23 protein-coding genes are annotated in these 22,250 nt (G+C 59.9%); 13 read left to right on the top strand and 10 right to left on the bottom strand.

The window, feature by feature from the left end; all coding sequences use genetic code 11:
* The first annotated feature begins 67 nt into the window (after window positions 1-67).
* The 6 genes from ACR52_RS18445 (at window position 68) to ACR52_RS18420 (ending at window position 6,524) form a co-directional block, all read left to right on the top strand.
* Window positions 68-982 carry an ABC transporter permease subunit gene (locus ACR52_RS18445; RefSeq protein WP_048727385.1) on the top strand — a complete coding sequence of 305 codons (915 nt, stop codon included), beginning with the start codon at window positions 68-70 and terminating at the stop codon, window positions 980-982.
* Between the two features lie 2 nt (window positions 983-984).
* The gene (livM, locus tag ACR52_RS18440) at window positions 985-2,262 is read left to right on the top strand and encodes a high-affinity branched-chain amino acid ABC transporter permease LivM (RefSeq protein ID WP_048727383.1); all 1,278 of its coding nucleotides are present in this window, start codon (window positions 985-987) and stop codon (window positions 2,260-2,262) included.
* Complete coding sequence (locus ACR52_RS18435) at window positions 2,259-3,134, top strand: ABC transporter ATP-binding protein (RefSeq protein ID WP_046070666.1); 876 nt, start codon at window positions 2,259-2,261, stop codon at window positions 3,132-3,134. Before livM ends, ACR52_RS18435 begins: the two co-directional genes overlap by 4 nt.
* A complete protein-coding gene (locus tag ACR52_RS18430) occupies window positions 3,131-3,847 on the top strand; it encodes an ABC transporter ATP-binding protein (protein WP_048727380.1) in 717 nt (238 codons plus the stop codon). Before ACR52_RS18435 ends, ACR52_RS18430 begins: the two co-directional genes overlap by 4 nt.
* Window positions 3,848-4,634: 787 nt before the next feature.
* On the top strand, window positions 4,635-5,402 hold the full coding sequence (locus ACR52_RS18425) for an SDR family oxidoreductase (protein ID WP_048727374.1): 768 nt from the start codon (window positions 4,635-4,637) through the stop codon (window positions 5,400-5,402).
* A gap of 216 nt (window positions 5,403-5,618) precedes the next feature.
* The gene (locus ACR52_RS18420) at window positions 5,619-6,524 is read left to right on the top strand and encodes a cation diffusion facilitator family transporter (protein WP_048727372.1); all 906 of its coding nucleotides are present in this window, start codon (window positions 5,619-5,621) and stop codon (window positions 6,522-6,524) included.
* Window positions 6,525-6,527: 3 nt separating this feature from the next.
* Here ACR52_RS18420 and ACR52_RS18415 read toward each other — a convergent pair whose 3' ends face one another.
* The 5 genes from ACR52_RS18415 to ureE form a co-directional block, all read right to left on the bottom strand.
* Window positions 6,528-7,649: an AGE family epimerase/isomerase gene (locus ACR52_RS18415; protein ID WP_048727362.1), complete on the bottom strand. Its 1,122-nt coding sequence runs from the start codon at window positions 7,647-7,649 to the stop codon at window positions 6,528-6,530.
* Window positions 7,650-7,832: 183 nt separating this feature from the next.
* Complete coding sequence (locus ACR52_RS18410) at window positions 7,833-8,405, bottom strand: HupE/UreJ family protein (protein WP_048727359.1); 573 nt, start codon at window positions 8,403-8,405, stop codon at window positions 7,833-7,835.
* A gap of 22 nt (window positions 8,406-8,427) precedes the next feature.
* Window positions 8,428-9,042, bottom strand: coding sequence for an urease accessory protein UreG (gene ureG, locus ACR52_RS18405; protein WP_012721947.1), 615 nt, complete (start codon window positions 9,040-9,042; stop codon window positions 8,428-8,430).
* A 23-nt stretch (window positions 9,043-9,065) separates the two neighbouring features.
* The gene (locus ACR52_RS18400; protein WP_048727352.1) at window positions 9,066-9,740 is read right to left on the bottom strand and encodes an urease accessory protein UreF; all 675 of its coding nucleotides are present in this window, start codon (window positions 9,738-9,740) and stop codon (window positions 9,066-9,068) included.
* A complete protein-coding gene (ureE, locus tag ACR52_RS18395) occupies window positions 9,737-10,237 on the bottom strand; it encodes an urease accessory protein UreE (RefSeq protein ID WP_048727349.1) in 501 nt (166 codons plus the stop codon). The genes ACR52_RS18400 and ureE overlap by 4 nt, the downstream gene beginning before the upstream one ends.
* A 278-nt stretch (window positions 10,238-10,515) precedes the next feature.
* Between ureE and ACR52_RS18390 the strand changes: the two genes are divergently transcribed.
* The gene (locus ACR52_RS18390) at window positions 10,516-11,022 is read left to right on the top strand and encodes a C40 family peptidase (protein WP_048727346.1); all 507 of its coding nucleotides are present in this window, start codon (window positions 10,516-10,518) and stop codon (window positions 11,020-11,022) included.
* A gap of 5 nt (window positions 11,023-11,027) precedes the next feature.
* Here the strand turns inward: ACR52_RS18390 and ACR52_RS18385 are convergent, their stop codons facing one another.
* The gene (locus ACR52_RS18385; protein ID WP_048727343.1) at window positions 11,028-11,660 is read right to left on the bottom strand and encodes a TetR family transcriptional regulator; all 633 of its coding nucleotides are present in this window, start codon (window positions 11,658-11,660) and stop codon (window positions 11,028-11,030) included.
* 161 nt (window positions 11,661-11,821) lie between these two features.
* Window positions 11,822-12,154 carry a hypothetical protein gene (locus ACR52_RS18380; protein ID WP_048727341.1) on the bottom strand — a complete coding sequence of 111 codons (333 nt, stop codon included), beginning with the start codon at window positions 12,152-12,154 and terminating at the stop codon, window positions 11,822-11,824.
* Window positions 12,155-12,511: 357 nt separating this feature from the next.
* Here ACR52_RS18380 and ACR52_RS18375 point away from each other — a divergent pair, with 357 nt between their 5' ends.
* Both ACR52_RS18375 and ACR52_RS18370 read left to right on the top strand, forming a co-directional pair.
* Window positions 12,512-14,581 carry an AsmA family protein gene (locus ACR52_RS18375; protein WP_048727339.1) on the top strand — a complete coding sequence of 690 codons (2,070 nt, stop codon included), beginning with the start codon at window positions 12,512-12,514 and terminating at the stop codon, window positions 14,579-14,581.
* Window positions 14,582-14,900: 319 nt separating this feature from the next.
* Window positions 14,901-15,881: a hypothetical protein gene (locus ACR52_RS18370; RefSeq protein WP_048727337.1), complete on the top strand. Its 981-nt coding sequence runs from the start codon at window positions 14,901-14,903 to the stop codon at window positions 15,879-15,881.
* 546 nt (window positions 15,882-16,427) lie between these two features.
* Here ACR52_RS18370 and ACR52_RS18360 read toward each other — a convergent pair.
* Window positions 16,428-16,958 carry a ferritin-like domain-containing protein gene (locus ACR52_RS18360; RefSeq protein WP_048727332.1) on the bottom strand — a complete coding sequence of 177 codons (531 nt, stop codon included), beginning with the start codon at window positions 16,956-16,958 and terminating at the stop codon, window positions 16,428-16,430.
* A 176-nt stretch (window positions 16,959-17,134) separates the two neighbouring features.
* Between ACR52_RS18360 and ACR52_RS18355 the strand changes: the two genes are divergently transcribed.
* Window positions 17,135-18,025 (top strand): esterase/lipase family protein, encoded by an 891-nt coding sequence (locus ACR52_RS18355; protein ID WP_048727328.1) that lies wholly within the window; start codon window positions 17,135-17,137, stop codon window positions 18,023-18,025.
* On the opposite strand, the gene ACR52_RS18350 is transcribed toward ACR52_RS18355, so the two are convergent.
* Entirely contained in the window at window positions 18,022-18,900 is an 879-nt protein-coding gene (locus tag ACR52_RS18350; protein ID WP_048727325.1) for a DMT family transporter, read from the bottom strand. The two genes, ACR52_RS18355 and ACR52_RS18350, sit on opposite strands and share 4 nt — an antisense overlap.
* A 97-nt stretch (window positions 18,901-18,997) precedes the next feature.
* Here ACR52_RS18350 and ACR52_RS18345 point away from each other — a divergent pair, with 97 nt between their 5' ends.
* The 3 genes from ACR52_RS18345 to ACR52_RS18335 all read left to right on the top strand — a co-directional run bounded on the left by ACR52_RS18345 (window position 18,998) and on the right by ACR52_RS18335 (window position 21,416).
* Window positions 18,998-19,786 (top strand): AraC family transcriptional regulator, encoded by a 789-nt coding sequence (locus ACR52_RS18345; protein WP_048727322.1) that lies wholly within the window; start codon window positions 18,998-19,000, stop codon window positions 19,784-19,786.
* A 71-nt stretch (window positions 19,787-19,857) separates the two neighbouring features.
* On the top strand, window positions 19,858-20,157 hold the full coding sequence (locus ACR52_RS18340; RefSeq protein WP_048727319.1) for a PsiF family protein: 300 nt from the start codon (window positions 19,858-19,860) through the stop codon (window positions 20,155-20,157).
* 245 nt (window positions 20,158-20,402) lie between these two features.
* Window positions 20,403-21,416, top strand: coding sequence for an AI-2E family transporter (locus ACR52_RS18335; RefSeq protein WP_048727316.1), 1,014 nt, complete (start codon window positions 20,403-20,405; stop codon window positions 21,414-21,416).
* A 44-nt stretch (window positions 21,417-21,460) separates the two neighbouring features.
* Here the strand turns inward: ACR52_RS18335 and ACR52_RS18330 are convergent, their stop codons facing one another.
* Entirely contained in the window at window positions 21,461-21,730 is a 270-nt protein-coding gene (locus ACR52_RS18330) for a hypothetical protein (RefSeq protein ID WP_048727312.1), read from the bottom strand.
* Window positions 21,731-22,250 lie beyond the last annotated feature (520 nt).

Genomic DNA, 22,250 nt, shown 5'->3' with positions numbered 1-22,250 from the left:
TCTGTTTTCCTCCAGAAGGACCGCACACCCCCCCGGTGTGCAGGTTCTCACCGCGTGAGATTGCGTTATGGATGGTATTTTCCTGCAGCAACTGGTCAACGGCCTGACCCTCGGGTCGGTCTATGGCCTGATCGCCATCGGCTACACAATGGTCTATGGCATCATTGGCATGATCAACTTCGCCCATGGCGAGGTTTATATGATTTCCGCTTACCTCGCGGCGATCAGTCTGGCACTGCTGGCTTATTTCGGCATCGAATCCTTCCCGCTGCTCATTCTCGGCACTCTGGTCTTCACCGTGGTCGTCACAGGCGTTTACGGTTGGGTCATAGAACGTGTCGCCTACAAACCGCTGCGCAACTCTACCCGACTGGCTCCGCTGATCAGCGCCATCGGGATCTCCCTGATCCTGCAGAACTACGCGCAGATCGCCCAGGGTGCGAAACAACAAGGTATTCCTACGCTGCTGGCCGGAGCCTGGCGTGTCGATATCGGCACCGGGTTCGTTCAGTTGACGTACACCAAGGTCTTCATTCTGGTCGCCGCGTTCGCGGGCATGGCCCTGCTGACCTACATCATCAAGTACACCAAGCTTGGCCGCATGTGCCGCGCCACCCAGCAAGACCGCAAGATGGCTTCGATCCTGGGCATCAACACCGACCGCGTGATCTCTTACGTCTTTGTCATCGGTGCAGCCATGGCGGCCCTGGCCGGCGTGCTGATCACCTTGAACTACGGCACGTTCGACTTCTACGCCGGCTTCATCATCGGCATCAAGGCATTTACCGCAGCGGTACTCGGCGGCATCGGTTCCCTGCCTGGGGCCATGCTTGGCGGGATCATCCTGGGTATTTCCGAGTCGCTGTTCTCGGGGTTGATCAACTCTGACTACAAAGACGTGTTCAGTTTCTCCCTGCTGGTGGTGATTCTGATTTTCCGTCCTCAGGGCCTGCTTGGTCGCCCACTCGTGGCGAAGGTGTAAACATGTCTGCTGCCAAACCAATCGATATCAAGAAAAGTGTGGTCGATACGGTCCTCGCCGGGCTGATTTCGTTGATCGTGTTCGGTCCTATCGTCGGCGTGGTCCTCGACGGCTACAGCTTCAACCTGGAACCTGCGCGTGTGGCCATCCTGGTCGCCATCGTGATGGCCGGGCGCTTTGCCCTCAGCCTGTTCCTGCAAACCCCCAAGGGCCTGAAGATTCTGCAGGGCTTCGAGAGCAGTGGCTCCGGCGTGCACGTGCTGCCACCGGACTACAAGTCGCGGCTGCGCTGGATCATCCCGGCACTGATCGTGATCGCCATCGTGTTCCCGATCTTCGCCAACAAGTACTTGCTGACCGTGGTGATCCTCGGGCTGATCTACGTGTTGCTGGGCCTGGGCCTGAACATCGTGGTGGGCCTGGCCGGCTTGCTCGATCTCGGTTACGTGGCGTTCTACGCCATCGGTGCCTACGGCCTGGCGTTGGGTTATCAATACCTGGGCCTGGGTTTCTGGAGCGTGCTGCCATTGGCGGCGATCGCGGCGGCGCTGGCGGGGTGCATACTCGGATTCCCGGTGCTGCGAATGCACGGTGACTACCTGGCCATCGTGACCCTGGGCTTCGGCGAAATCATCCGCCTGGTGCTGAACAACTGGCTGTCGTTCACCGGCGGTCCAAACGGTATGCCGGTGCCATCGCCGACCTTCCTTGGCCTGGAATTCGGGCGTAAAGCGAAGGAAGGCGGGATTCCGTTCCACGAATTCTTCGGCCTCGATTACAACCCCAACATCAAGTTCATGTTCATCTACATCGTGCTGTTCCTGGTGGTGCTGGCCGTGCTGTACATCAAGCATCGCCTGACCCGCATGCCGGTCGGTCGTGCCTGGGAAGCGTTGCGCGAAGATGAAATCGCTTGCCGCTCCATGGGCCTGAACCATGTGCTGGTCAAGCTCTCGGCGTTCACTATCGGCGCGTCCACAGCCGGTTTGGCCGGGGTGTTTTTCGCCAGCTATCAGGGCTTCGTCAACCCGTCGTCGTTCACCTTCTTTGAGTCGGCGTTGATCCTGGCCATCGTGGTACTGGGCGGCATGGGCTCGACCGTCGGTGTGGTGATCGCGGCGTTCGTCTTGACCGTTGCGCCTGAACTGCTGCGCAGCTTCTCCGAATACCGCGTGCTGCTGTTTGGCGTGTTGATGGTGGTGATGATGATCTGGCGACCGCGCGGCCTGATCCGGATCAGCCGAACTGGTGTAACACCACGTAAAGGAGTGGCGCCATGAGCAAGGAAGTCGTCCTGTCCGTGGAACACCTGATGATGCACTTCGGAGGCATCAAGGCCTTGAGCGATGTAAGCCTCAAGGTCGAACGCAACTCGATCTTCGCCTTGATCGGCCCCAACGGTGCCGGCAAGACCACGGTGTTCAACTGCCTCACCGGCTTCTACAAAGCCAGTGGCGGCAAGATCGAACTCAACGTGCGCGGCCAGCAGACCAACGTGATCCAGTTGCTCGGCGAGCGCTTCAAGGCCGTCGACTTTGTGTCGCCGAAAAGCTTTCTCAGCCGTGTGTACTACAAGATGTTCGGCGGCACCCATTTGGTGAACCGCGCCGGGCTGGCTCGTACGTTCCAGAACATTCGCCTGTTCAAGGAAATGTCGGTGCTGGAAAACCTGCTGGTGGCCCAACACATGTGGGTCAACCGCAACATGCTCGCGGGCATCCTCAACACCAAGGGCTACCGCAAGGCTGAAAGCGACGCCCTCGACCACGCCTTCTACTGGTTGGAAGTGGTGGACCTGGTGGACTGTGCCAACCGCCTCGCCGGCGAACTCTCCTACGGCCAGCAGCGCCGCCTGGAAATCGCCCGCGCCATGTGCACCCGGCCGCAGATCATCTGCCTGGACGAACCGGCGGCGGGCCTCAACCCCCAGGAAACCGAAGCCCTCAGCGCGATGATTCGCCTGTTGCGCGACGAACACGACCTCACGGTGGTGCTGATTGAACACGACATGGGCATGGTGATGAGTATTTCCGACCACATCGTGGTGCTCGACCACGGCAACGTGATCGCCGAGGGCGGCCCGGAAGCGATCCGCAACGACCCGAAAGTGATTGCCGCCTACCTGGGCGCGGATGAAGAGGAGCTGGTATGAGTGCACCTATCCTCGAAATGAAGGACCTGGACGTGTTTTATGGCCCGATCCAGGCCCTGAAAAAGGTCTCGCTGTACATCAACGAAGGCGAAACTGTCAGCCTGATCGGCTCCAATGGCGCGGGTAAATCCACGCTGCTGATGTCGATCTTCGGCCAACCACGGGCCGAGTCGGGGCAGATCCTCTATAACGGCGTCGACATTACCCACAAGTCGTCCCACTACATCGCCTCCAACGGCATTGCGCAGTCGCCGGAAGGGCGGCGGGTGTTCCCCGACATGACTGTCGAGGAAAACCTGCTGATGGGCACCATCCCGATTGGCGACAAGTATGCTGCGCAGGACATGCAGCGCATGTTCGAGCTGTTCCCACGGCTCAAGGAGCGGCGTACCCAGCGCGCCATGACCATGTCGGGCGGCGAACAGCAAATGCTCGCCATCGCCCGTGCACTGATGAGCCGGCCCAAGCTGTTGCTGCTGGACGAGCCGAGCCTGGGTCTGGCGCCGATCGTGGTGAAGCAGATCTTCGCCACCCTGCGCGAACTGGCGGCCACCGGGATGACCATCTTCCTGGTGGAGCAGAACGCCAACCATGCGCTGCGGCTGTCGGACCGGGCGTATGTAATGGTCAACGGCGAGATTCGCCTGACAGGCACCGGTAAGGAATTGCTGGTGAACGAGGAAGTGCGCAATGCCTACCTCGGCGGGCACTGATCTAAAAACCGACGCAGCACCCCTGTGGGAGGGGGCTTGCTCCCGATAGCGGATTTTCATTCAACAGAGGCCTTGAATGTTAAATCGCTATCGGGAGCAAGCCCCCTCCCACATTTGTTTTGCGTGCTCCACAGGGCATTCTCCAAATTGTGGAAAACAAATCTGGCCACCCTCTAAAGCGCGACATATAGCCGCCGCAAATCCCTGTTTTGTCACAGTTTTGACTTGTCCCCATTCACTGTGGAACCGGCTGTGGGTAACGTGGGAGTAGCTGGCTGAAAGCCTTTGATTACGTGGCTTGTAGCGCGGCGGTTGTTTTTTGACCAGTCACTTTTTCGCGACCTGTCGAAGGGTTTGTCAACCTGTTTAAAGACACAGGTATATGACCGAATTATGTCGGTTCAGCCTGTGGATAAGTCTGTGACTAAACTCTGGAAAGACCTCCGCAGAGGCCGGAATGACTGGCCTGGAGCCATCGTTCGAATCTTGATTCTATTGATGGGGCTACATACGCCCTCGCCCAGGTCAAGCAAAAAACTTTCTAAAACCGCCTGAAAGCCTTGTACACAGCGGCCTGAGGCTTTTTGCACTTGCCCCCAAAGACTGTGGGCCCAGTTGTGGATAACCTGCGCGTATATGGCTGCAAGCCACGGTTCATAAGGCTTTGCTCGGACTGGTTAATAATTGATCAGGGCTGCATGAAGGTGTGTGCATATCGGTTGCCGCGACGGCGGCGTAAGGGCATTCTGCTGGCTGATTTTTTCTCGATGCCCGCAAGGAGAACACCATGTCCGACACGCTGTTTATTACTGGCGCAACCTCAGGCTTCGGCGAAGCCTGTGCCCGTCGTTTTGCCGAAGCCGGCTGGAAACTGGTGCTCACCGGTCGTCGTGCCGATCGCCTGAATGCACTGGTCGAAGAGCTTTCCAAGCAGACCGAAGTGCACGGCCTGGTAGTGGACGTACGTGACCGCAAAGGCATGGAAGAGGCGATTGCCAACCTGCCGCCGTCATTCGCCACGCTGCGCGGGCTGATCAACAACGCCGGCCTGGCCGTGGGCACCGACCCTGCGCCCAAGTGCAGCCTCGACGATTGGGAGACCATGGTCGACACCAATATCAAAGGCCTGCTGACGACCACCAGCCTGCTGCTGCCACGCCTGATCGCTCACGGCCGTGGCGCCGGGATCATCAATTTGGGCTCCATCGCCGGCAGCTACCCGTACCCAGGCAGCCATGTGTATGGCGGCTCCAAGGCGTTCGTGAAGCAGTTCTCGCTGAACCTGCGCTGCGACCTGCAAGGCACCGGCGTGCGCGTGACCAACATCGAGCCGGGCCTGTGTGAAAGCGAGTTCTCCTTGGTGCGCTTCGGCGGCGACCAGTCGCGCTACGACGCCACCTACGCCGGCGCTGAGCCGATCCAGCCGCAGGATATTGCCGACACCATTTTCTGGGTAATGAACACGCCGGCACACGTCAACATCAACCGTCTGGAGCTGATGCCGGTGAGCCAGACCTGGGCCGGGTTTGCGATTGAGCGTGGCGCCAAAGGCTGATCACTTCTGTGGCGAGGGCGCTTGCTCCCGTGGGGCTGCGTAGCGGCCCCAGAATCTTAGGGCCGCTTCGCGCCCCAGCGGGAGCAAGCTCCCTCGCCACAGGGTTTTTCAACAACCTTTGAAATGCGGCAAATCGGCCAAAATAGGACATAAGGTACACTCCATCCCGGAAAACCCTCCGCATCGTGCGGTTTAAAGGTTTTAACGGGAGGAAATGTGAGTAACCGAGGTGAGCAGGCACTGCTCAAACAATCGACCATCCTGATGTTCGCCGTGGCGATCGCCGGGATTGTCACGGGTGTGGTATCCGGCGCCCAATCCATTTTATTCGACGGCTTTTTCTCGCTGATCGCCACCGCCATCAAGGTGTTGATGCTGATCACGGCCAAGCTGATCGCGAAGAAAAGCAACGAGCGCTTCCAGTTCGGCTATTGGCACCTGGAACCCATGGTGCTGTTGATCGAAGGCAGCTTCCTGCTGTTGATCGCCATCTATGCATTCCTCAACGGTGTGTTCGGCATTATCAATGGCGGGCGCGAGATCGAGCTGGGGTTGGTGATCAGCTACGCGGCGGTGTTTACCTTTGTCGAGTTCGCCTACTTCTTCTACGTGCGCCACCGCAATCGCACGCTGAAATCATCGCTGATCCAGTTCGACAACATCAGTTGGATGGTGGACGCGATGCTCTCGGTGGGCTTGCTGATCAGCTTTCTCGCCGCGCTGTTGCTCAAGTCCCAGGGCTATGGCGAGTGGGCGGTGTATGTCGACCCGTTGATCCTGATCCTGCTGGCCCTGAGCATGCTGGCGCCGGCGTTCAAGATCCTGCGCCCAGCGCTGCGTGAGGTGCTGGGGATTGCCCCGGATCATCTGGATGACAAGGTGCGTGAAGTGATGGACGCGGCCCAGGCCAAACATGGTTTCGATGACTACGTGTCCTATGTGCAAAAGCACGGGCGCGCGCGGTTTATCGAGATTCATGTGGTGTTGCCGGCGGATTACCCGGTGGATAACGTCGCGACGCTCGACGGGCTGCGCGAAGAGATATCCACAGGGCTCGGCACGCCGGATGCGGCGCGCTGGCTGACGATCAGTTTTACCGGGGATCGCAAGTGGATTGCGTGACGGTCAGCCGAGATACCTGACCAAGCCCTGATAACAGGTCGCCAAGTGATACGGCGTGGTCGACGGCATATCCCGCCGGCTCACCTTACCCTTGGCGTCCAGGCATTCATGCCAGCCCTTCTCATGCAGGAAATGCGCTTGCAACGCCAGCAACTGGCGCTGCAACACCGCCTCACTTTCCGGTCGCAAGGTCAATGCCCGCAGGTATTCGGCCTGGGCCCAGATACGTTGCGTGCCGTCACGCACGGTGCCGTCGAGGGCCAGCATCCCACTGACCGCGCCCGTGACGTTATCCACACCCATTTGCTCGGCATAGGCAAACGCCCGCGTCAGCGACGCATGCAGCGCGGTGCCGCGCAGCACTTGCGAAGACTCCAGCAAAAAGAACCATTCGAACTGGTGCCCCGGCTCAAACCAGTTATCCACAGCGCCCAGCGGTTTTTCCATCATCACCCCGTGCTGGCGGTCGATGAAGCGCTTTTGCAGGGCGTTGGCCAAGTCCAGCAATGCGTCCTGGGTGATGGCGTCTTCGCGCACGGCCAACGTGGCGAGGAAGCCTTCGGCGAGGTGCATCAGCGGGTTTTGCAGCGGGCCGGACTTGAGGGATGCCCAGTTGCGCTCCAGCACCGCTTCATACAGGCCGTCGCCGGTGGCGAAACGTTGCGCGACCACTTCCAGCGCGGCATCGAGCACCGATTCCACCAGCGGCTCGCGCACCTTTGCCCAGTAATGGGCGCACGCGAAGATGATGAAGGCGTGGGTGTAGAGGTCTTTGCGCTTGTCCAGCGGCTGGCCGGCAGGGTCGATGCTGTAGAACCAGCCGCCGTGCTCCGCATCATGGAAGTGCCGTTGCAACGAGCGGAACAGCGCCGCCGCGCGCTCCTCGGCAAAAGCCGCACCGGGTTCGCCGATCAGGCTGGCAAACAGGTAAAGCTGCCGGGCACAGGCCATGGCGCGGTAGCGTTGCGCAGGTAAAGGGCGGTGATCGGCGTCCAGCGCCTCATAGGGCAACGCCAGGTCGGCATTCCAGCCCGGGCCCTGCCAGAGCGGCACGATCAAGTCATGGAAGTGCGTGAGCACGGCATTCAACGAAGGCTGGGGGGCGGAGCTTGGAGCGATGGGCATCGGCTGGCGTCGTCACGGCAGGGGTGTAGGCGCGCATGGTAGCAGAGGGGCAGCGGCAAGTTGTGAGCTGATCGTTCCCACGCTCTGCGTGGGAATGCCTCTTGTGACGCTCTGCGTCACGGTTTGGGACGCGGAGCGTCCCGGGCTGCATTCCCACGCAGAGCGTGGGAATGATCTTTACAGTCAGCCCGCGAGCAGCCATACCCCTGTCGCCGCCGACGCCGCCCCGGCAATCCGCACCAACGGCGCCGCCGCAGTCGGCAGGAAGCGCACCACCGCATAACCGGCCGCGTGCAATGCGGCCGTTGCGCCGACAAAACCTGCGGCATACGCCCAAGGGCTGGACATGTCCGGTAGCTCCAAACCGTGGGCCACACCATGGAACAGCGCAAACAATGCAGTCGCACCGACAGCCAGGAACAACGGCGGACGCACCGCCAGTGCCACCGCCAGGCCCAGCGCCAGCACCGATGCAGCAATCGCGCTTTCCAGCGCCGGCAATTGCAACCCTTCAAAACCGAGCAGGCCGCCGATCAACAGGGCACCGACAAAGGTGCACGGAAGTGCCCAGCGCGCGTTGCCCTTTTGCTGCGCCGCCCATAGGCCGACCGCGACCATCGCCAGCAAGTGGTCAAGGCCACCCAATGGATGGCTGATGCCGGCCATCAAGCCGTTGTCGCCGTGGCCAGGGTGGGCGAAGGCGAGGGCAGGGGCCAGCAGCAGGGCGGCGGCAGCGATGAGTTTTTTGAGGCTCATGGACAGGTTCCTTATAGGTTGATCAGGCGGCGGTCAGCAGGCCCTGGCGTTCGATAAAGGCGACGATCTCTTCCAGGCCGACGCCGGTTTTCTGGTTGCTGAACACAAAGGGTTTGCCGTTGCGCATACGCTGGGTGTCGCTGTTCATCAGCTCCAGCGAGGCGCCGACCAGCGGCGCCAGGTCGATCTTGTTGATCACCAGCAGGTCGGATTTGCAAATGCCGGGCCCGCCTTTGCGCGGCAGCTTGTCGCCGGCGGACACATCGATCACGTAGATGGTCAGGTCCGACAACTCCGGGCTGAAGGTCGCCGAGAGGTTGTCACCGCCGGACTCCACCAGGATCAGGTCCAGGCCGGGAAAGCGCCGGTTGAGCTGGTCTACGGCCTCCAGGTTGATCGACGCATCTTCACGAATCGCGGTGTGCGGGCAGCCGCCGGTTTCCACGCCGATAATGCGCTCCGGCGCCAGGGCCTGGTTGCGCACCAGGAAATCGGCGTCTTCGCGGGTGTAGATGTCGTTGGTGACCACCGCCAGGTTGTAGCGATCGCGCAGCGCGAGGCACAGGGCGAGGGTCAGGGCGGTCTTGCCGGAGCCCACTGGGCCACCGATGCCGACACGCAAGGGTTGTGTGTTCATGCGACTCTCCAAAATAAAAGTCCCTAGGACCGGAACAGGCGGCTGTATTGGCGCTCGTGGGCCATGCACGCCAGGGACAGGCCGAAGGCGGCGCTGCCGAAATGGTGGGGTTCGATGTGGCCTGCGTCCTGCTGGGCTTGTTGCAGCAATGGCAGCAGTTCGCTGGTCAGGCGCTGGGCGGCTTGCTGGCCCAGTGGCAAGGTTTTCATCAGCACGGCCAATTGGTTTTCCAGCCAGCTCCAGAGCCAGGCGGCGAGGGCATCGTCGGGGCTGATGCGCCACGCCCGCGCGGCCAGCGCCCAGCCGAGAGCCAGGTGCGGCTCGCCGCGTTGTTCAAGAAACGTACGGGCGGCGCTGTCCAGTTCCGGCAAGCCGTTGAGCAACTGTTGCAGCGAGTAGCCCATCTGCCGGCTTTCCTGATACAGCTCTCGGGTCTCACGGCTGGCGCGGTGCTCTTCGCACAACTGAGCCAGACGCGGCCAATCCTCATCAGCGGCGGCCTGGCAATGGGCAAGCAAAAGAGGCGCTTCGAAGCGGGCGAGATTGAGCAGCAACTGGTCGCTGATCCAGCGCCGTGCGCTGGCCGCATCATCGACGCGGCCGTTCTCCACGGCCATCTCCAGGCCCTGGGAATAGCTGTAGCCGCCAATCGGCAATTGCGGACTGGCCAGACGCAACAGCGCCCACGCTGGGTTCATAGACGCACGCCGAATTGGTGCAGCTTGGGCGGATAGTTGAAGTCTTCGTCGCCGTGGCGCGAATGATGGTGGCCACCGCCGTAAGCCCCATGTTCCGGCTGGAACGGCGCTTCGATAGTCTCGGTATGGGCACCGAGTTGTTCGAGCATGGCCTTGAGCACGTAGTCATCGAGCAAGCGTAACCAGCCATCCCCGACTTGCAGGGCTACATGGCGATTGCCAAGGTGATAGGCGGCGCGGGTCAATTCAAGTGCGCTGCTGCAGGTGACGTGCAGCAGGTGTTCAGGGCGGGCGCATACGCGAACGACACGTCCGTCTTCAGCCTGTAGGCATTCGCCGTCATGCAGCGGCGGCTGTCCGCGCTCCAGAAACAGGCCGACGTCTTCACCGTCAGCACTGAAACAGCGCAGGCGGCTTTTGCTGCGGGCTTCGAAATTCAGCAGCAACTCGGCGGCCCAGAGGGCTTGGGGGGCGATTCGGCGGTGGATCACCAGCATCAGGCAGCTTCCAGCTATGGGCGATGGAAGTGCTAGAGCAAGGGGCTTGCCAACCCGAATAGGGAGTAGGAATTGCCTGAAGGCAATAGGTGTGTGCCACGCAATAGAGCGTCGCGAAATTACCGGAGCGCTCTAAAGTGGTGCGCCAAATGGCGTTGGCGCACCCGTGATGGGCGTTTTTGGGATTTGCCCTACAAGGTCTGCGGAATTGGCGTCCATAACGTTACGCCTTAATTCTTTAGGATTTGCGCCGTGTTTAATTCTTAGCGACGTTCATCATGTTCAGGTCCTTTTTTTGTGTCGTCATGGTCAGCCTGTGTTGCGCCATCACCTCGGCTTCGGCCAATTTAAAACCCCAGGCAACCTTCAGTTCTTCCGTGCAGAGCCTGCGGGCGCCCGCCATCGACGATGTGATCGACCGCGCCCATGAACTGCTGGGCACGCCTTACAAATTCGGCGGCACGTCGGCAGAGCAGGGGTTTGATTGCAGCAGCTTCCTGGTCTATCTGTTCAAGACCGAAGCCAACATTCACCTCCCCCGCACAACGGCGGCGATGCACCGCTCTTCGGCCGCCACGATCAAGCGCACTGCGCTCAAGCCTGGGGATGCGGTGTTTTTCAAGGGCAATGGGCGCGGGCAGGTCAGCCATGTCGGCCTTTATATAGGCGCGGGCAAATTCATCCATTCACCGCGTACCGGCAAGAATGTGCGCATCGATTCGTTGAGCAACAGTTACTGGAACAAAAACTACACCACTGCCAAGCGCTTTCATAAGGCGGGCTGACCGGCTTACTCGGTGCTGCCCAGGCCTTGCCAGTGCTTGAGGCCGATGAAGATAAAGCGCAGTTGCTGGGTGATTTTCGCCTGGGGCGTGAGGTGGGCAGGCAGGGCCTGGGCCGGCGGGTCGATGATGTCGGGCAGGGTGGCGAACACGCTTTTAACGATCAGGTCGGCCATCACGTGCAACCCCTCGGCATCCAGGTGCTGCAGTTTGGGCATCCGCGTGAGGTCGGCCGCCAGGTCACTGGTGATGTCTTCGCGCAGGGCGCCGATGGCTTGGCGTACGGCCAAACAGCCACCGTACTGTTCGCGGGCCAGGAACAGGAATTGCGAGCGGTTGGCCGAGACCACGTCGAGAAAGATCCGCACGGACGCATCGATAATGCCGCCCATCACGAATTCGTTGTGGCGCACCAGTCGAATGGTTGCACGGAAGGTCTGGCCTACTTCACTCACCAGTACCAGGCCGAGTTGATCCATATCGGCAAAGTGACGGTAGAACCCAGTGGGCACGATCCCGGCCGTCTTGGCCACTTCGCGCAGGCTCAGGCTGCCAAACCCACGGCCGCACTCCATCAGATGGCGGGCTGCGTCCATCAAAGCGAGGCGGGTCTGTTGCTTCTGTTCGGCGCGGGGCAGCATGGCAGGCGGGCTTTGTCGGCAAGTACAGCGACGCACTCTAGCAAAACAGCTTCGTTGGCGTCGAACTTGGAGTCAGGTGCAGGGGGGAGGAACGTGACGCAGGCTACAAAAAGTCAAAAGCCCGATCGGCGGATCGGGCTTTTTTCTGGGCCGCCACAGGGTTAGCTCTGTGCTTGATGCATTTCTTGCAGACGGTCCGCACCACCTTCGGCAATACCTTGGGTGTAAGCACGTTCGTCGGCTTGTTCAGCGCCGCCTTCAACCAGGCCCTCGGTGTAGGCGCGTTTGTTGGCGTGTTCCGAACCATTTTCAGCAACAGCGCCTTTGGCGTAGTCACGGTTTTCGTCTTCTTGCGAACCGCTGCGGGCCAGGGTCTGGCTGAAGTGAACGGCGTCGGCTTTGACTTGTGGGGTTACTTGTTCGGCGGCTGGCAGGGCGAAGGCACTGGAAGCCAGGATGGATAACAGGACGGTAGCGAGTACTTGGCGTTTCATGATGGGTTGCTCCTTGGGAGGGCGATAAAGTGGGTACGGGGCTAATGCTACTCTCGATATGTCGATATAAAAGTTCATAAACACAATGGTAATAATCAACGGAATTGATTGTTCCCGGCAGAGGCTCTAGATCGAGCCTCTCAAGCCCGCGGTTTTGCACCGTGGTGGGTATTTTCGACACGAGCCTGGGTAACAATGGTGCGTCGTTGATGATTGAATCTGTCTGGATGATCAGGAAAATGGCTTTTAGCGGCTAAATCGGTGAGCGGGTTAAACCCACAGGCGGTTTGCCAGTCGTAGTGTTATAGGCTGCTCTATAGAGGTAGCTAAGCCAGTCGTATTCAGGAGTCCTGTGCAATGACGCGCACTCGTAAAATTGTCGCTTGGAGCTGCGCCAGCTTCGTTCTATTAATTGCCGTGGTGGTGTTGGTCCTGGTGTTCTTTGACTGGAACCGCATCAAGCCGCCGCTCAATGCCAAGGTCTCCGAAGAGTTGCATCGCCCGTTTGCCATCAATGGCAATCTGGCGGTGGTGTGGCAGCGTGAGCCGGATGAAGGCGGTTGGCGCGCCTGGGTGCCGTGGCCCCACGTGATTGCCGAAGACCTGACCCTGGGCAACCCCGACTGGTCGAAAAAGCCGCAGATGGTCACCCTCAAACGCGTGGAGCTGCGTATTTCGCCCCTGGCCTTGCTGGTGCAGCGCGTAGTGATCCCGCGTATCGACCTCACCGAGCCAAGCGCCGAGCTGCAGCGCCTGGCCGACGGCCGCGCCAACTGGACCTTTAAATTCGACCCCAAGGACCCCAACGCCGAACCCTCGAATTGGGTGGTCGACATCGGCGCCATCGGTTTCGACAAGGGCCACGTGACCCTCGACGACCAGACCCTCAAGACCCAGTTGGACGTGATTGTCGACCTGCTGGGCAAACCCATTCCGTTCGGCGAAATTGTTGGCGATGCCGATGCAAAGAAGGCGCTGGAAAAAGGCTCGGCACCGCAGGACTACGCCTTCGGCCTCAAGGTCAAAGGCCAGTACCACGGTCAGAAACTCGATGGCACCGGCAAGATCGGTGGCCTGCTGGCGCTGCAGGACGCGGCCAAGCCGTTCCCGCTGCAAGCCCAAGTGAAGATCGCCGACACCAGCATCGCCCTGGCCGGCACCCTGACCGACCCGCTGAACCTCGGCGCCCTGGACCTGCGCCTGAAACTTTCCGGCAGCAGCCTGGGCAACTTGTACCCGCTGACCGGCGTGACCCTGCCGGACTCGCCGGCGTACTCCACCGACGGTCATCTGATCGCCAAGCTGCATGAAGCCAGCGGCGCGTCGTTCCGCTACGAAAACTTCAACGGCAAGATCGGCAACAGCGATATCCACGGCAACCTGGCCTATGTCGCCAGCCAGCCACGGCCCAAGCTGAGTGGCGCGCTGGTGTCCAACCAACTGTTGATGACCGACCTGGCCCCGCTGATCGGCGCCGACTCCAACGCCAAGCAAAAAGCCCGTGGCGGCGAAAGTAAACAGCCGGCGACCAAAGTGCTGCCCGTGGAAGAGTTCCGCACCGAACGTTGGCGTGACATGGATGCCGACGTGGAATTCACCGGCAAACGCATCGTGCACAGTGCCGACCTGCCGTTTAACGATCTCTACACGCACCTGGTGCTCAACGACGGCGTACTGAGCCTTGAGCCGCTGCGCTTCGGCGTGGCCGGCGGCAAGCTCGATGCGCAGATTCGCTTGAACGGCCGCATCACGCCGATGGAAGGTCGCGCCAAACTCACCGCGCGCAACTTCAAGCTCAAGCAGTTGTTCCCGACCTTCGAACCGATGAAAACCAGCTTCGGTGAGCTCAATGGCGATGCCGATATCGCCGGGCGCGGCAACTCCGTGGCGGCGCTGCTGGGCAGCTCCAACGGTGACCTGAAGATGCTGATCAACGACGGCGCCATCAGTCGCAGCCTGATGGAAATCGCCGGGCTCAACGTGGGCAATTACGTGGTGGGCCGCCTGTTTGGCGACAAGGAAGTGAAGATCAACTGCGCAGCGGCAGACTTCGGCATCAAGACCGGCCTGGCCACCACCCGGTTGTTTGTGTTCGATACCGAGAACGCCATCATCTACATCGACGGCACGGCGAACATGGCCACCGAGCAGTTAGACCTGACTATCACCCCGGAATCCAAGGGCTTTCGCCTGTTCTCCCTGCGCTCACCGTTGTACGTCAACGGCCCATTCATCAAACCTAACGCGGGCGTAAAAGCTATACCCCTGGCGCTGCGTGGCGCGGGCATGGTTGCGTTGGGCGTGATTGCCGGCCCGGCTGCCGGGTTGCTGGCACTGGTCGCGCCGAGTGGCGGCGAGCCGAACCAGTGCGCGCCGTTGCTGCAACAGATGAAGGAAGGCAAGGCGCCGAAGACTGTGAAGGGCTGATACAGCGCAACCGTGAGAAAGGGCGACTCCTTGGGTAATGCCAGTGAGTTAAGGGGGCGCACTGTACTTGTGGCGAGGGAGCTTGTCGGATCGCCACAGGTTACTTCCCGCTCTTTCTATTTCTTAACTGATCGGCATTAGACTCCTTGGGTCGCCTTTTTTATGGGCGACGCGGTAGTTTGCTTGGATCAGTTCCGTAAGCATGTTCCTGGTCTTACGTAGTTCATTTCTGAAACGGTAAAACCTCCCCTGATTCCCCTTACACCTCCTGCGGCGCCTTCATATAGTCGGCCGCCACAGTCACTTGGAGGTGTAAGCAATGCAGGGACCCTATGTATTTATCAATGAGCGACCGCTGCCTTATCTATTGCTCAAACTCAGCCTTTCTCTTAATCCCCATACGCAAACAAAGTTCGACATCCTCAACCAGCACATTCGCAACACCGTGGTACTGCCTGGGCAGCTCGTGATCATTCCCGATGCACGGACGGCGTCCTGCACCGCAGAAGAGGCGTGGCTGATGGGCTCGGCGCAAAACGTGAAGCATGCGCTATTGGCGCACTCTGCGGCCGATCAGTTTTTGATCAAAAACTACGACCTGTTGCAAGCCATCATGACCAACGCCTCTATTGGAATAGGGAGCGCCAGCAACGCCTGGAGTAAGCACCTGGAGGCAATCGAGAAGACCCTCGAGGAAGTCTCTGCTTTGCATAAGCAGTATTTGAGCAAGGGCACTCCGGCCTCACGGGATGAGTTCCTGACTAAGCGCCGCGCGTTGTTTGCAAAACTCGATGGTCAGCTTTCTGGCATGGCACGTTTTGGTACAGGCCTGAAAAATGAAGGCTCAATCAAGAAAATGTTAGGCATCTCCAGTAAAAGCTATTGGCAGCACGGTGAAATTCGCCGGTATGAAGAGACGGTAAAGCGTATCGCCAAGGCTTCACAGATGCTGAAGAAGGGGACTTACATTGGTATCGCCCTGGACGTTGGGGCGACGGCGTTGGAAATAACAGAAGCGTGTTCCACAGGGCGGGAGCAGGAATGTACGCGGGCAAAGTATGTGGAGGGCGGGAAGTTGGTGTTAGGCGTGGGTGGCGCCGCTTTCGGGGGATACGCAGGAATGGGATTTGGAGTTGCCGTATGTGCACTTGTCTTTGCCATACCTACTGTGGGAACGAGTGCGCTAGGCTGCGCCATAGTGGGTGGGGCCCTTGGGGGCGTAGCCGTGGGTACCATAGGAAGCCATGCCGGTGAGCAAATAGGCACCCGCCTTTACGAAGTTTCAGGGGGTGGAACATGATGCCAGAGTCTATCGGTATAGGGTCGGGTGTGTTGATGCTGCTGTGTTTTCCATTAAATTTTTATGTCATCTATACAAGACTTGAAGAGGCCGAAGACTATCTAAAATTCAGCACATTCATAGTGACGTTCAAATATAGGTTTGGAGTAGGACCGTTGGGTGGGAAGTTGAAACGCCTCTTCGCGATTGCCCTCGTCATCCTTATGCCGAGAGTTTTTCAATGGCGATACCTCGTACTCGTTGAGGATGTGAAGCGTATCCCAACACCTCTCAAACTCTGGATAGTAGTTCCCTACCTGCTCACAATGTCGTCCATGGCGGGAATGGCTCTGTCATGGTTTCTGACTAACTGACGGTCGTATCGGGTAAAAAAGGGACGCTGGATAACCAGCGCCTAATGTCGATCAGTTAAGCAGTAGAAAGCGGGGCCGCTTCGCGGCCCAACGGGACGGTGCGGCGATCCGACAAGCTCCCTCGCCACAGTTACGGTGTTTACCCGTAACTGATCGGTATTACCCTCAGCGCCCCCTTTTTTCGCGCAGCGATTTACAGGCTTTCTAGAATATCCGCCATATCGTCCGCATGCTCTTCTTCCTGAGCCAGGATTTCTTCAAACAGGCGGCGCGTAGTTGGGTCTTTATCCCCGATGTACTGGATGATTTCGCGATAGCTATCAACCGCAATCCGCTCGGCCACCAAGTCTTCGTAGACCATTTCCTTCAACGAGTTACCCGCCACGTATTGAGCGTGGGAGTTCTTCGACAGCAGGTCCGGGTTGAATTCCGGTTCGCCGCCCAACTGCACGATGCGCTCGGCGAGTTTGTCGGCGTGCTCGGCTTCCTGAGTGGCGTGCTCAAGGAATTCCTCGGCGGCGATGTGGGCTTTTACGCCGCTGGCCATGAAGTAGTGGCGCTTGTAGCGCAGTACACACACCAACTCGGTGGCGAGCGAGCCGTTGAGCAAGCGGATGATTTCTTCGCGGTCGGCGTCATAGCCTTCGGTCACGGCACCGTTTTCGACGTTCTGACGGGCGCGTTGGCGCAGGGTCGCAACGTCAGTCAAGTTTGCTTCAGTCATCTCAATCTCCTGGTGCTAATCCGGTTTTGCGCCACGCTCTGCCGGCGTGATCGCTCCAAGTTGTGAGTCCTGGGCGCAGCAAAAAGTTTTATTGGATTTGCCGGGAGGTGTCATCAGTGCGTCGCCGGACTGCGCTAACCTGCCCTCATCCTTTCTTGATCAAGGACGTTCGCTTCATGTCGCAGTCGTTAGCCACGCGTTACCCCTTGGTGCTGGTGCCGGGCATGCTCGGGTTTGTGCGCCTGGGATTTTTCCCTTACTGGTACGGTATCGTCCCCGCACTGCGGGCGGGTGGCGCGCAGGTGTTCCCGGTGCAGGTGGCGCCGCTCGACTCGAGCGAGGTACGCGGCGAGCAGTTGCTGGCGCAGATCGAGCAGATCCGCCGCGACACCGGCGCCGACAAGGTCAACCTGATCGGCCACAGCCAGGGCGCGCTCACCGCGCGGTATGCGGCGGCCGTGCGGCCGGAATGGGTTGCGTCTGTGACATCGGTGGCCGGGCCCAATCATGGTTCGGAATTGGCGGACCATATCCACATGCATCACCCCGCTGACAGCGCGAAAGGCCGGATCATGAGCGCGCTGTTTCATCTTGTGGCCTGGGTGATGGGCGTGCTGGAAACCGGCTATCGGGGCCCGCGCTTCAAGGCGGATTTGCAGGCGTCGCACCAATCGCTGACCAGCGAGGGCGTGGCGCTGTTCAACCGCCAGTATCCCCAGGGGCTGCCGGATACCTGGGGCGGGCAGGGCGCCGAGGTGGTCAACGGCGTGCGCTATTACTCGTGGTCCGGCACCTTGCAACCGGGTATCACGGATCGCGGGCGTAACCTGTTTGACGGCACGAACCGCAGTTGCCGGTTATTTGCTCGCAGCTTTGTACGCGAAAAAGGCCAGTGCGATGGCATGGTCGGGCGCTACAGCTCACACCTGGGAGTGGTGATCGGCGACGACTACGCCCTGGACCACTTCGATATCGTTAACCAGTCCCTGGGCCTGGTAGGCAAGGGCGCCGAGCCGATCAGGTTGTTTGTCGAACATGCCCAGCGCTTGAAAGCTGCCGGGGTTTAGGCCCGGCGACGCACCGGCGTGGTCCAGCGCTCCGACAGGATCACCCCGCCCAATGTCAGCAAGCCGCCCACCAGGTGATATGGCGCCAACTCTTCTTTTAACACCACCGCCGCAATCAGCGCTGTGATCAGCGGCAGCAAGTTGAAAAACAGCGTGGTGCGGCTTGGCCCCAGGGTCTTAACCGAATGCATCCACGCCAGTGGTGCGAGCATCGAGGCCAACAGGCAGGCGTACAACACCAGCGGAATATTCGCCCAGCCCAGGCCGGCTTTCGCCGAGAACAGGAACAACGGGAACAGCACCACCACCGCCACCAGCACCTGCAAATACAGCAACACCAACGGCGGCAGGCGCAACTGCCATTTTTTCAGCAGGGTGCTGTAGACCGCGTAGGCCAGGGTGGCCACCAGCATCATGCCGTCGCCCAGGTTGACTCCGTGTTGCAGCAGCGCGCCCAGGCTGCCAGCCGAGACCACCACCACGACGCCTGCGAACGACAGGACTGCGCCGGTCAGTGCGCCAAACGTCAGGCGCTGGCCGAGGCTGATGATTGCAGCGGTCAGCGCCATCAACGGCATCAGGGAGAGGATGATGCCCATGTTGGTGGCGGTGGTCAGCGACGCGGCGTAGTACGCCAGGCTCTGGTACACCGCCATGCCCAATACCCCGAGGATGAAGATCTTGCCCAGGTTCGGGCGAATCAGCGCCCAGTTGGCGATCACTGGCTTGAGCATGAATGGCGTGAACAACGCTGCCGCCAGCAACCAGCGGTAAAAGCCGATTTCAGCGGGGAATAGCGCGCCCACGGCCAGTTTGTTGACCACGGTGTTGCCGGCCCAGATGAAAATGGCCAGCAAGGGATAAGCGTATTGCATTAAAAATAACCAGGTGTGTTGATGAGACGGGATTATCCCCTGTCTGGATCGACGCCTATACTGCGATCCAGACAAACGACCTCTGAATCCAGACAATATGGCCCGACATACCGTACGCCTCGCCGATTTCCGCAGTTTGCCGAGCCCGGTGTACTTCCGTTATTCGGATTTCGCCCCGGACACCGAGTGCACCCCGCACCGGCATTTCTGGGGCTCGCTGGATTATTCGGCCAACGGGGTGATGCGCATGCAAGTGGCCGGCAACCGCTTTATGTCGCCGCCGCAATACGCGGTGTGGATCCCACCCAACACCGAGCACAGCTCCTACAACGCCCAGGCGATTGTCTACCGCTCGGTGGGCCTTTCGCCTCAGCTCTGCGAGCAACTGCCAGAGCAACCGTGCACCTTGGCGATCAGCGAGATCCTCAAGGCGATCCTCAGCGACTTCGCCCGGCGTGACGTCAACATCCCCAACACTGAGGCTGATATTCGCCTGGCCCAGGTACTGGTGGACCAACTCAAACAGGCGCCGATCCACGATGGTTTCCTGCCCTACGCCCGCCACCCCGGGCTGCTCGGCGTGTTGGAAGGCATGCAAGCGGAACCAGGCGACAACCGCCCCCTGGCGCAATGGGCCGAGCAGGTGCATGTGAGCGAACGCACCCTGGCGCGGCAGTTTGTGCGGGAGCTGGGCATGAGCTTTGGCGAATGGCGCCAGCGCCTGCGCTACCTGGCAGCTATCGAGGCGCTAGACAGCGAACGCAGCGTGCAACACGTAGCTTTTGACCTGGGTTACAGCACCGCCTCGGCGTTTATCGCGATGTTCCAACGCCACGCTGGCTGCACGCCGGAGCAATACCGCCGGGCAAACATTCGCAGCCGATGAAGATGTAACAGGTTTTGACTACACTCCTCGTCAGGCCGTACCCCCCGGTGCGGTAACAGGGAGAAAACTCCATGAAGATGCTGCGTATTCCGTTGTTGATGATGGGCCTGCTGTTGTGTTCCCAGGGTTTTGCCGCCACCGCCCAGCAAAATAAAATGACCACCTGCAATGCCGAAGCGACGACCAAGACGCTCAAGGGCGACGACCGCAAGGCCTTCATGAAAACCTGCCTGTCGGCGCCAGCGGCCAATGATGCGAAGACCCTTACGCCGCAGCAGCAGAAGATGAAAGACTGCAATGCGGACGCCAAGACCAAAGCCTTGGCTGGCGATGCACGCAAAACCTTTATGAGCACCTGCCTGAAGAAATAATAGCCCCGGGCCATAGAAGGCTGCGACACTCGCACACAGCCCCCTGTCGTAGGCGTTGGCCTTTAGTGACGAGGGAGCTTGCTCCCGTTGGAGTGCGAAGCGCTCCCAAACCAGTCAAACAGGTGCATCTGTTGTATCTTGATCGACGGGTTTGGGGCAGCTTCGCAGCCCAGCGGGAGCAAGCTCCCTCGCCACAGCAAGCTCGCTCCTACAACATCCTTTAACGCCGTTCGTTTTGAGGCTGTATGCCAACGTTTTCTCAGCGTCACGTGTTGTTGCTGGCCAGCTACATCATCATCTTCGGCGGATTGCTGCTGGTCCTGCCGCTGAAATTGCTGCCCAGTCTGCTGGCCGGCTTGTTGGTTTTTGAACTGGTCAACATGCTTACCCCCCAACTGCAGCGGCTGATCGAAGGTCGGCGAGCGCGTTGGCTGGCGGTGGCGTTGCTCGGTACCCTGATCGTCAGCGTGCTGACCCTGATCTTTGCCGGCGCCATCAGCTTCCTGCTCCACGAAGCGGAAAACCCCGGGGCCTCCCTCGACAAATTCATGGGCGTGGTCGACCGCGCGCGCGGCCAGCTGCCGCCGTTTATCGACGCCTACTTACCGGCCAGCGCTGCCGAATTCCGCGTGGCCATCGGCGACTGGCTGAGCAAGCACCTGAGCGAACTGCAACTGGTCGGCAAAGACGCCGCCCACATGTTCGTCACGCTGCTGATCGGCATGGTGCTCGGCGCGATCATGGCCCTGCAGCGCGTCCCCGACCTGACCAAACGCAAACCGCTGGCCGCCGCGCTGTTCGACCGCCTGCACCTGCTGGTCCAGGCGTTTCGCAACATCGTCTTTGCCCAGATCAAGATTGCTGCGCTCAACACGGTCTTCACCGCGGTGTTCCTGGCCGTGGTGCTGCCGCTGTGCGGTATCCACCTGCCGTTGACCAAAACCCTGATCGTATTGACCTTCCTGCTGGGCCTGCTGCCGGTGATCGGCAACCTGATGTCCAACACCCTGATCACCATCGTCGCGTTGTCGCTGTCGATCTGGGTGGCGGTGGCGGCATTGGGGTATTTGATTGTGATCCACAAGGTCGAGTACTTCCTCAACGCGCGCATCGTGGGCGGGCAGATCAGTGCCAAGTCGTGGGAATTGCTGCTGGCGATGCTGGTGTTTGAAGCCGCGTTTGGCCTGCCGGGTGTGGTGGCGGGGCCGATTTACTATGCGTATTTGAAGAGTGAGTTGAAGCTCGGCGGGATGGTTTGACCGCTGTCTTCCGGCAGGGCGACTGAAAGCCGCCCTGTTCCCGCTTAGGCCGCTTGTGGAGTTAGCCTGCGCCCAATCACATCCATCAAATCACACCCATCCCGCAAGGGGATGGCCAGCAATTGTGCGAAGTCGTGAAGCACCACGGCATCACTGCTGATCTCTTCTCGGAATGCGAGGTTTTCAAGTAATTGCGTCACTGCGCGAATGCGGTACGCGGCGGCTTCGTGGAGGACGTCGAGAGGGGCTTGGGTGTCGATGATTAGAGCGGGGATGGTGCAGTCGTTGCCGGTTAGCGGGATGTATCGAGTCATAACGTGACGCTCCAGGTTCAATTGGCTTATCTAATATAAAAACGACTGCCGGATGTGCAGCCGCTTTCTGAACCGTGGTTTCCAGGTCGCCAAACCTGGTCGCTTTTTTGAGCGACGGGCGGACTATATGCTTCCTCGCGGAAATCGTGCAAGGCGCGGGGCGGGTTGGTTACAAGATTCAGGCGGGAGGCCGTTCAGTCAAAACGGTGGCGTGCCGGACGCGATCTTTGTGGCAAGCAGGCTTGTCGTGGCGAGCGGGCTTGCCCCGCGTTGGGCTGCGAAGCGGCCCCAGTCAAGAAGAATGCGGTGCTTCAGGCACTCCGTGGCGCCTGGTTTTGGGGCTGCTTCGCAGCCCAACGCGGGGCAAGCCCGCTCGCCACAACAAGCCCGCCTGCCTCAGCCCGCTTGCCTCAACTAGCCTGTTGTGAGCCGCGCCCGGTTGCTGATCAAGGATTTTGACGCCAAGGGCACGGTAAAGCGTGCAAGGCGCGGGGCGGGTTGGTTACAAGATTCAGGCGGG

Source organism: Pseudomonas fildesensis (assembly GCF_001050345.1).
GTDB classification, from domain to species: domain Bacteria; phylum Pseudomonadota; class Gammaproteobacteria; order Pseudomonadales; family Pseudomonadaceae; genus Aquipseudomonas; species Aquipseudomonas fildesensis.
This window is presented reverse-complemented; position numbering and strand designations above follow the sequence as displayed.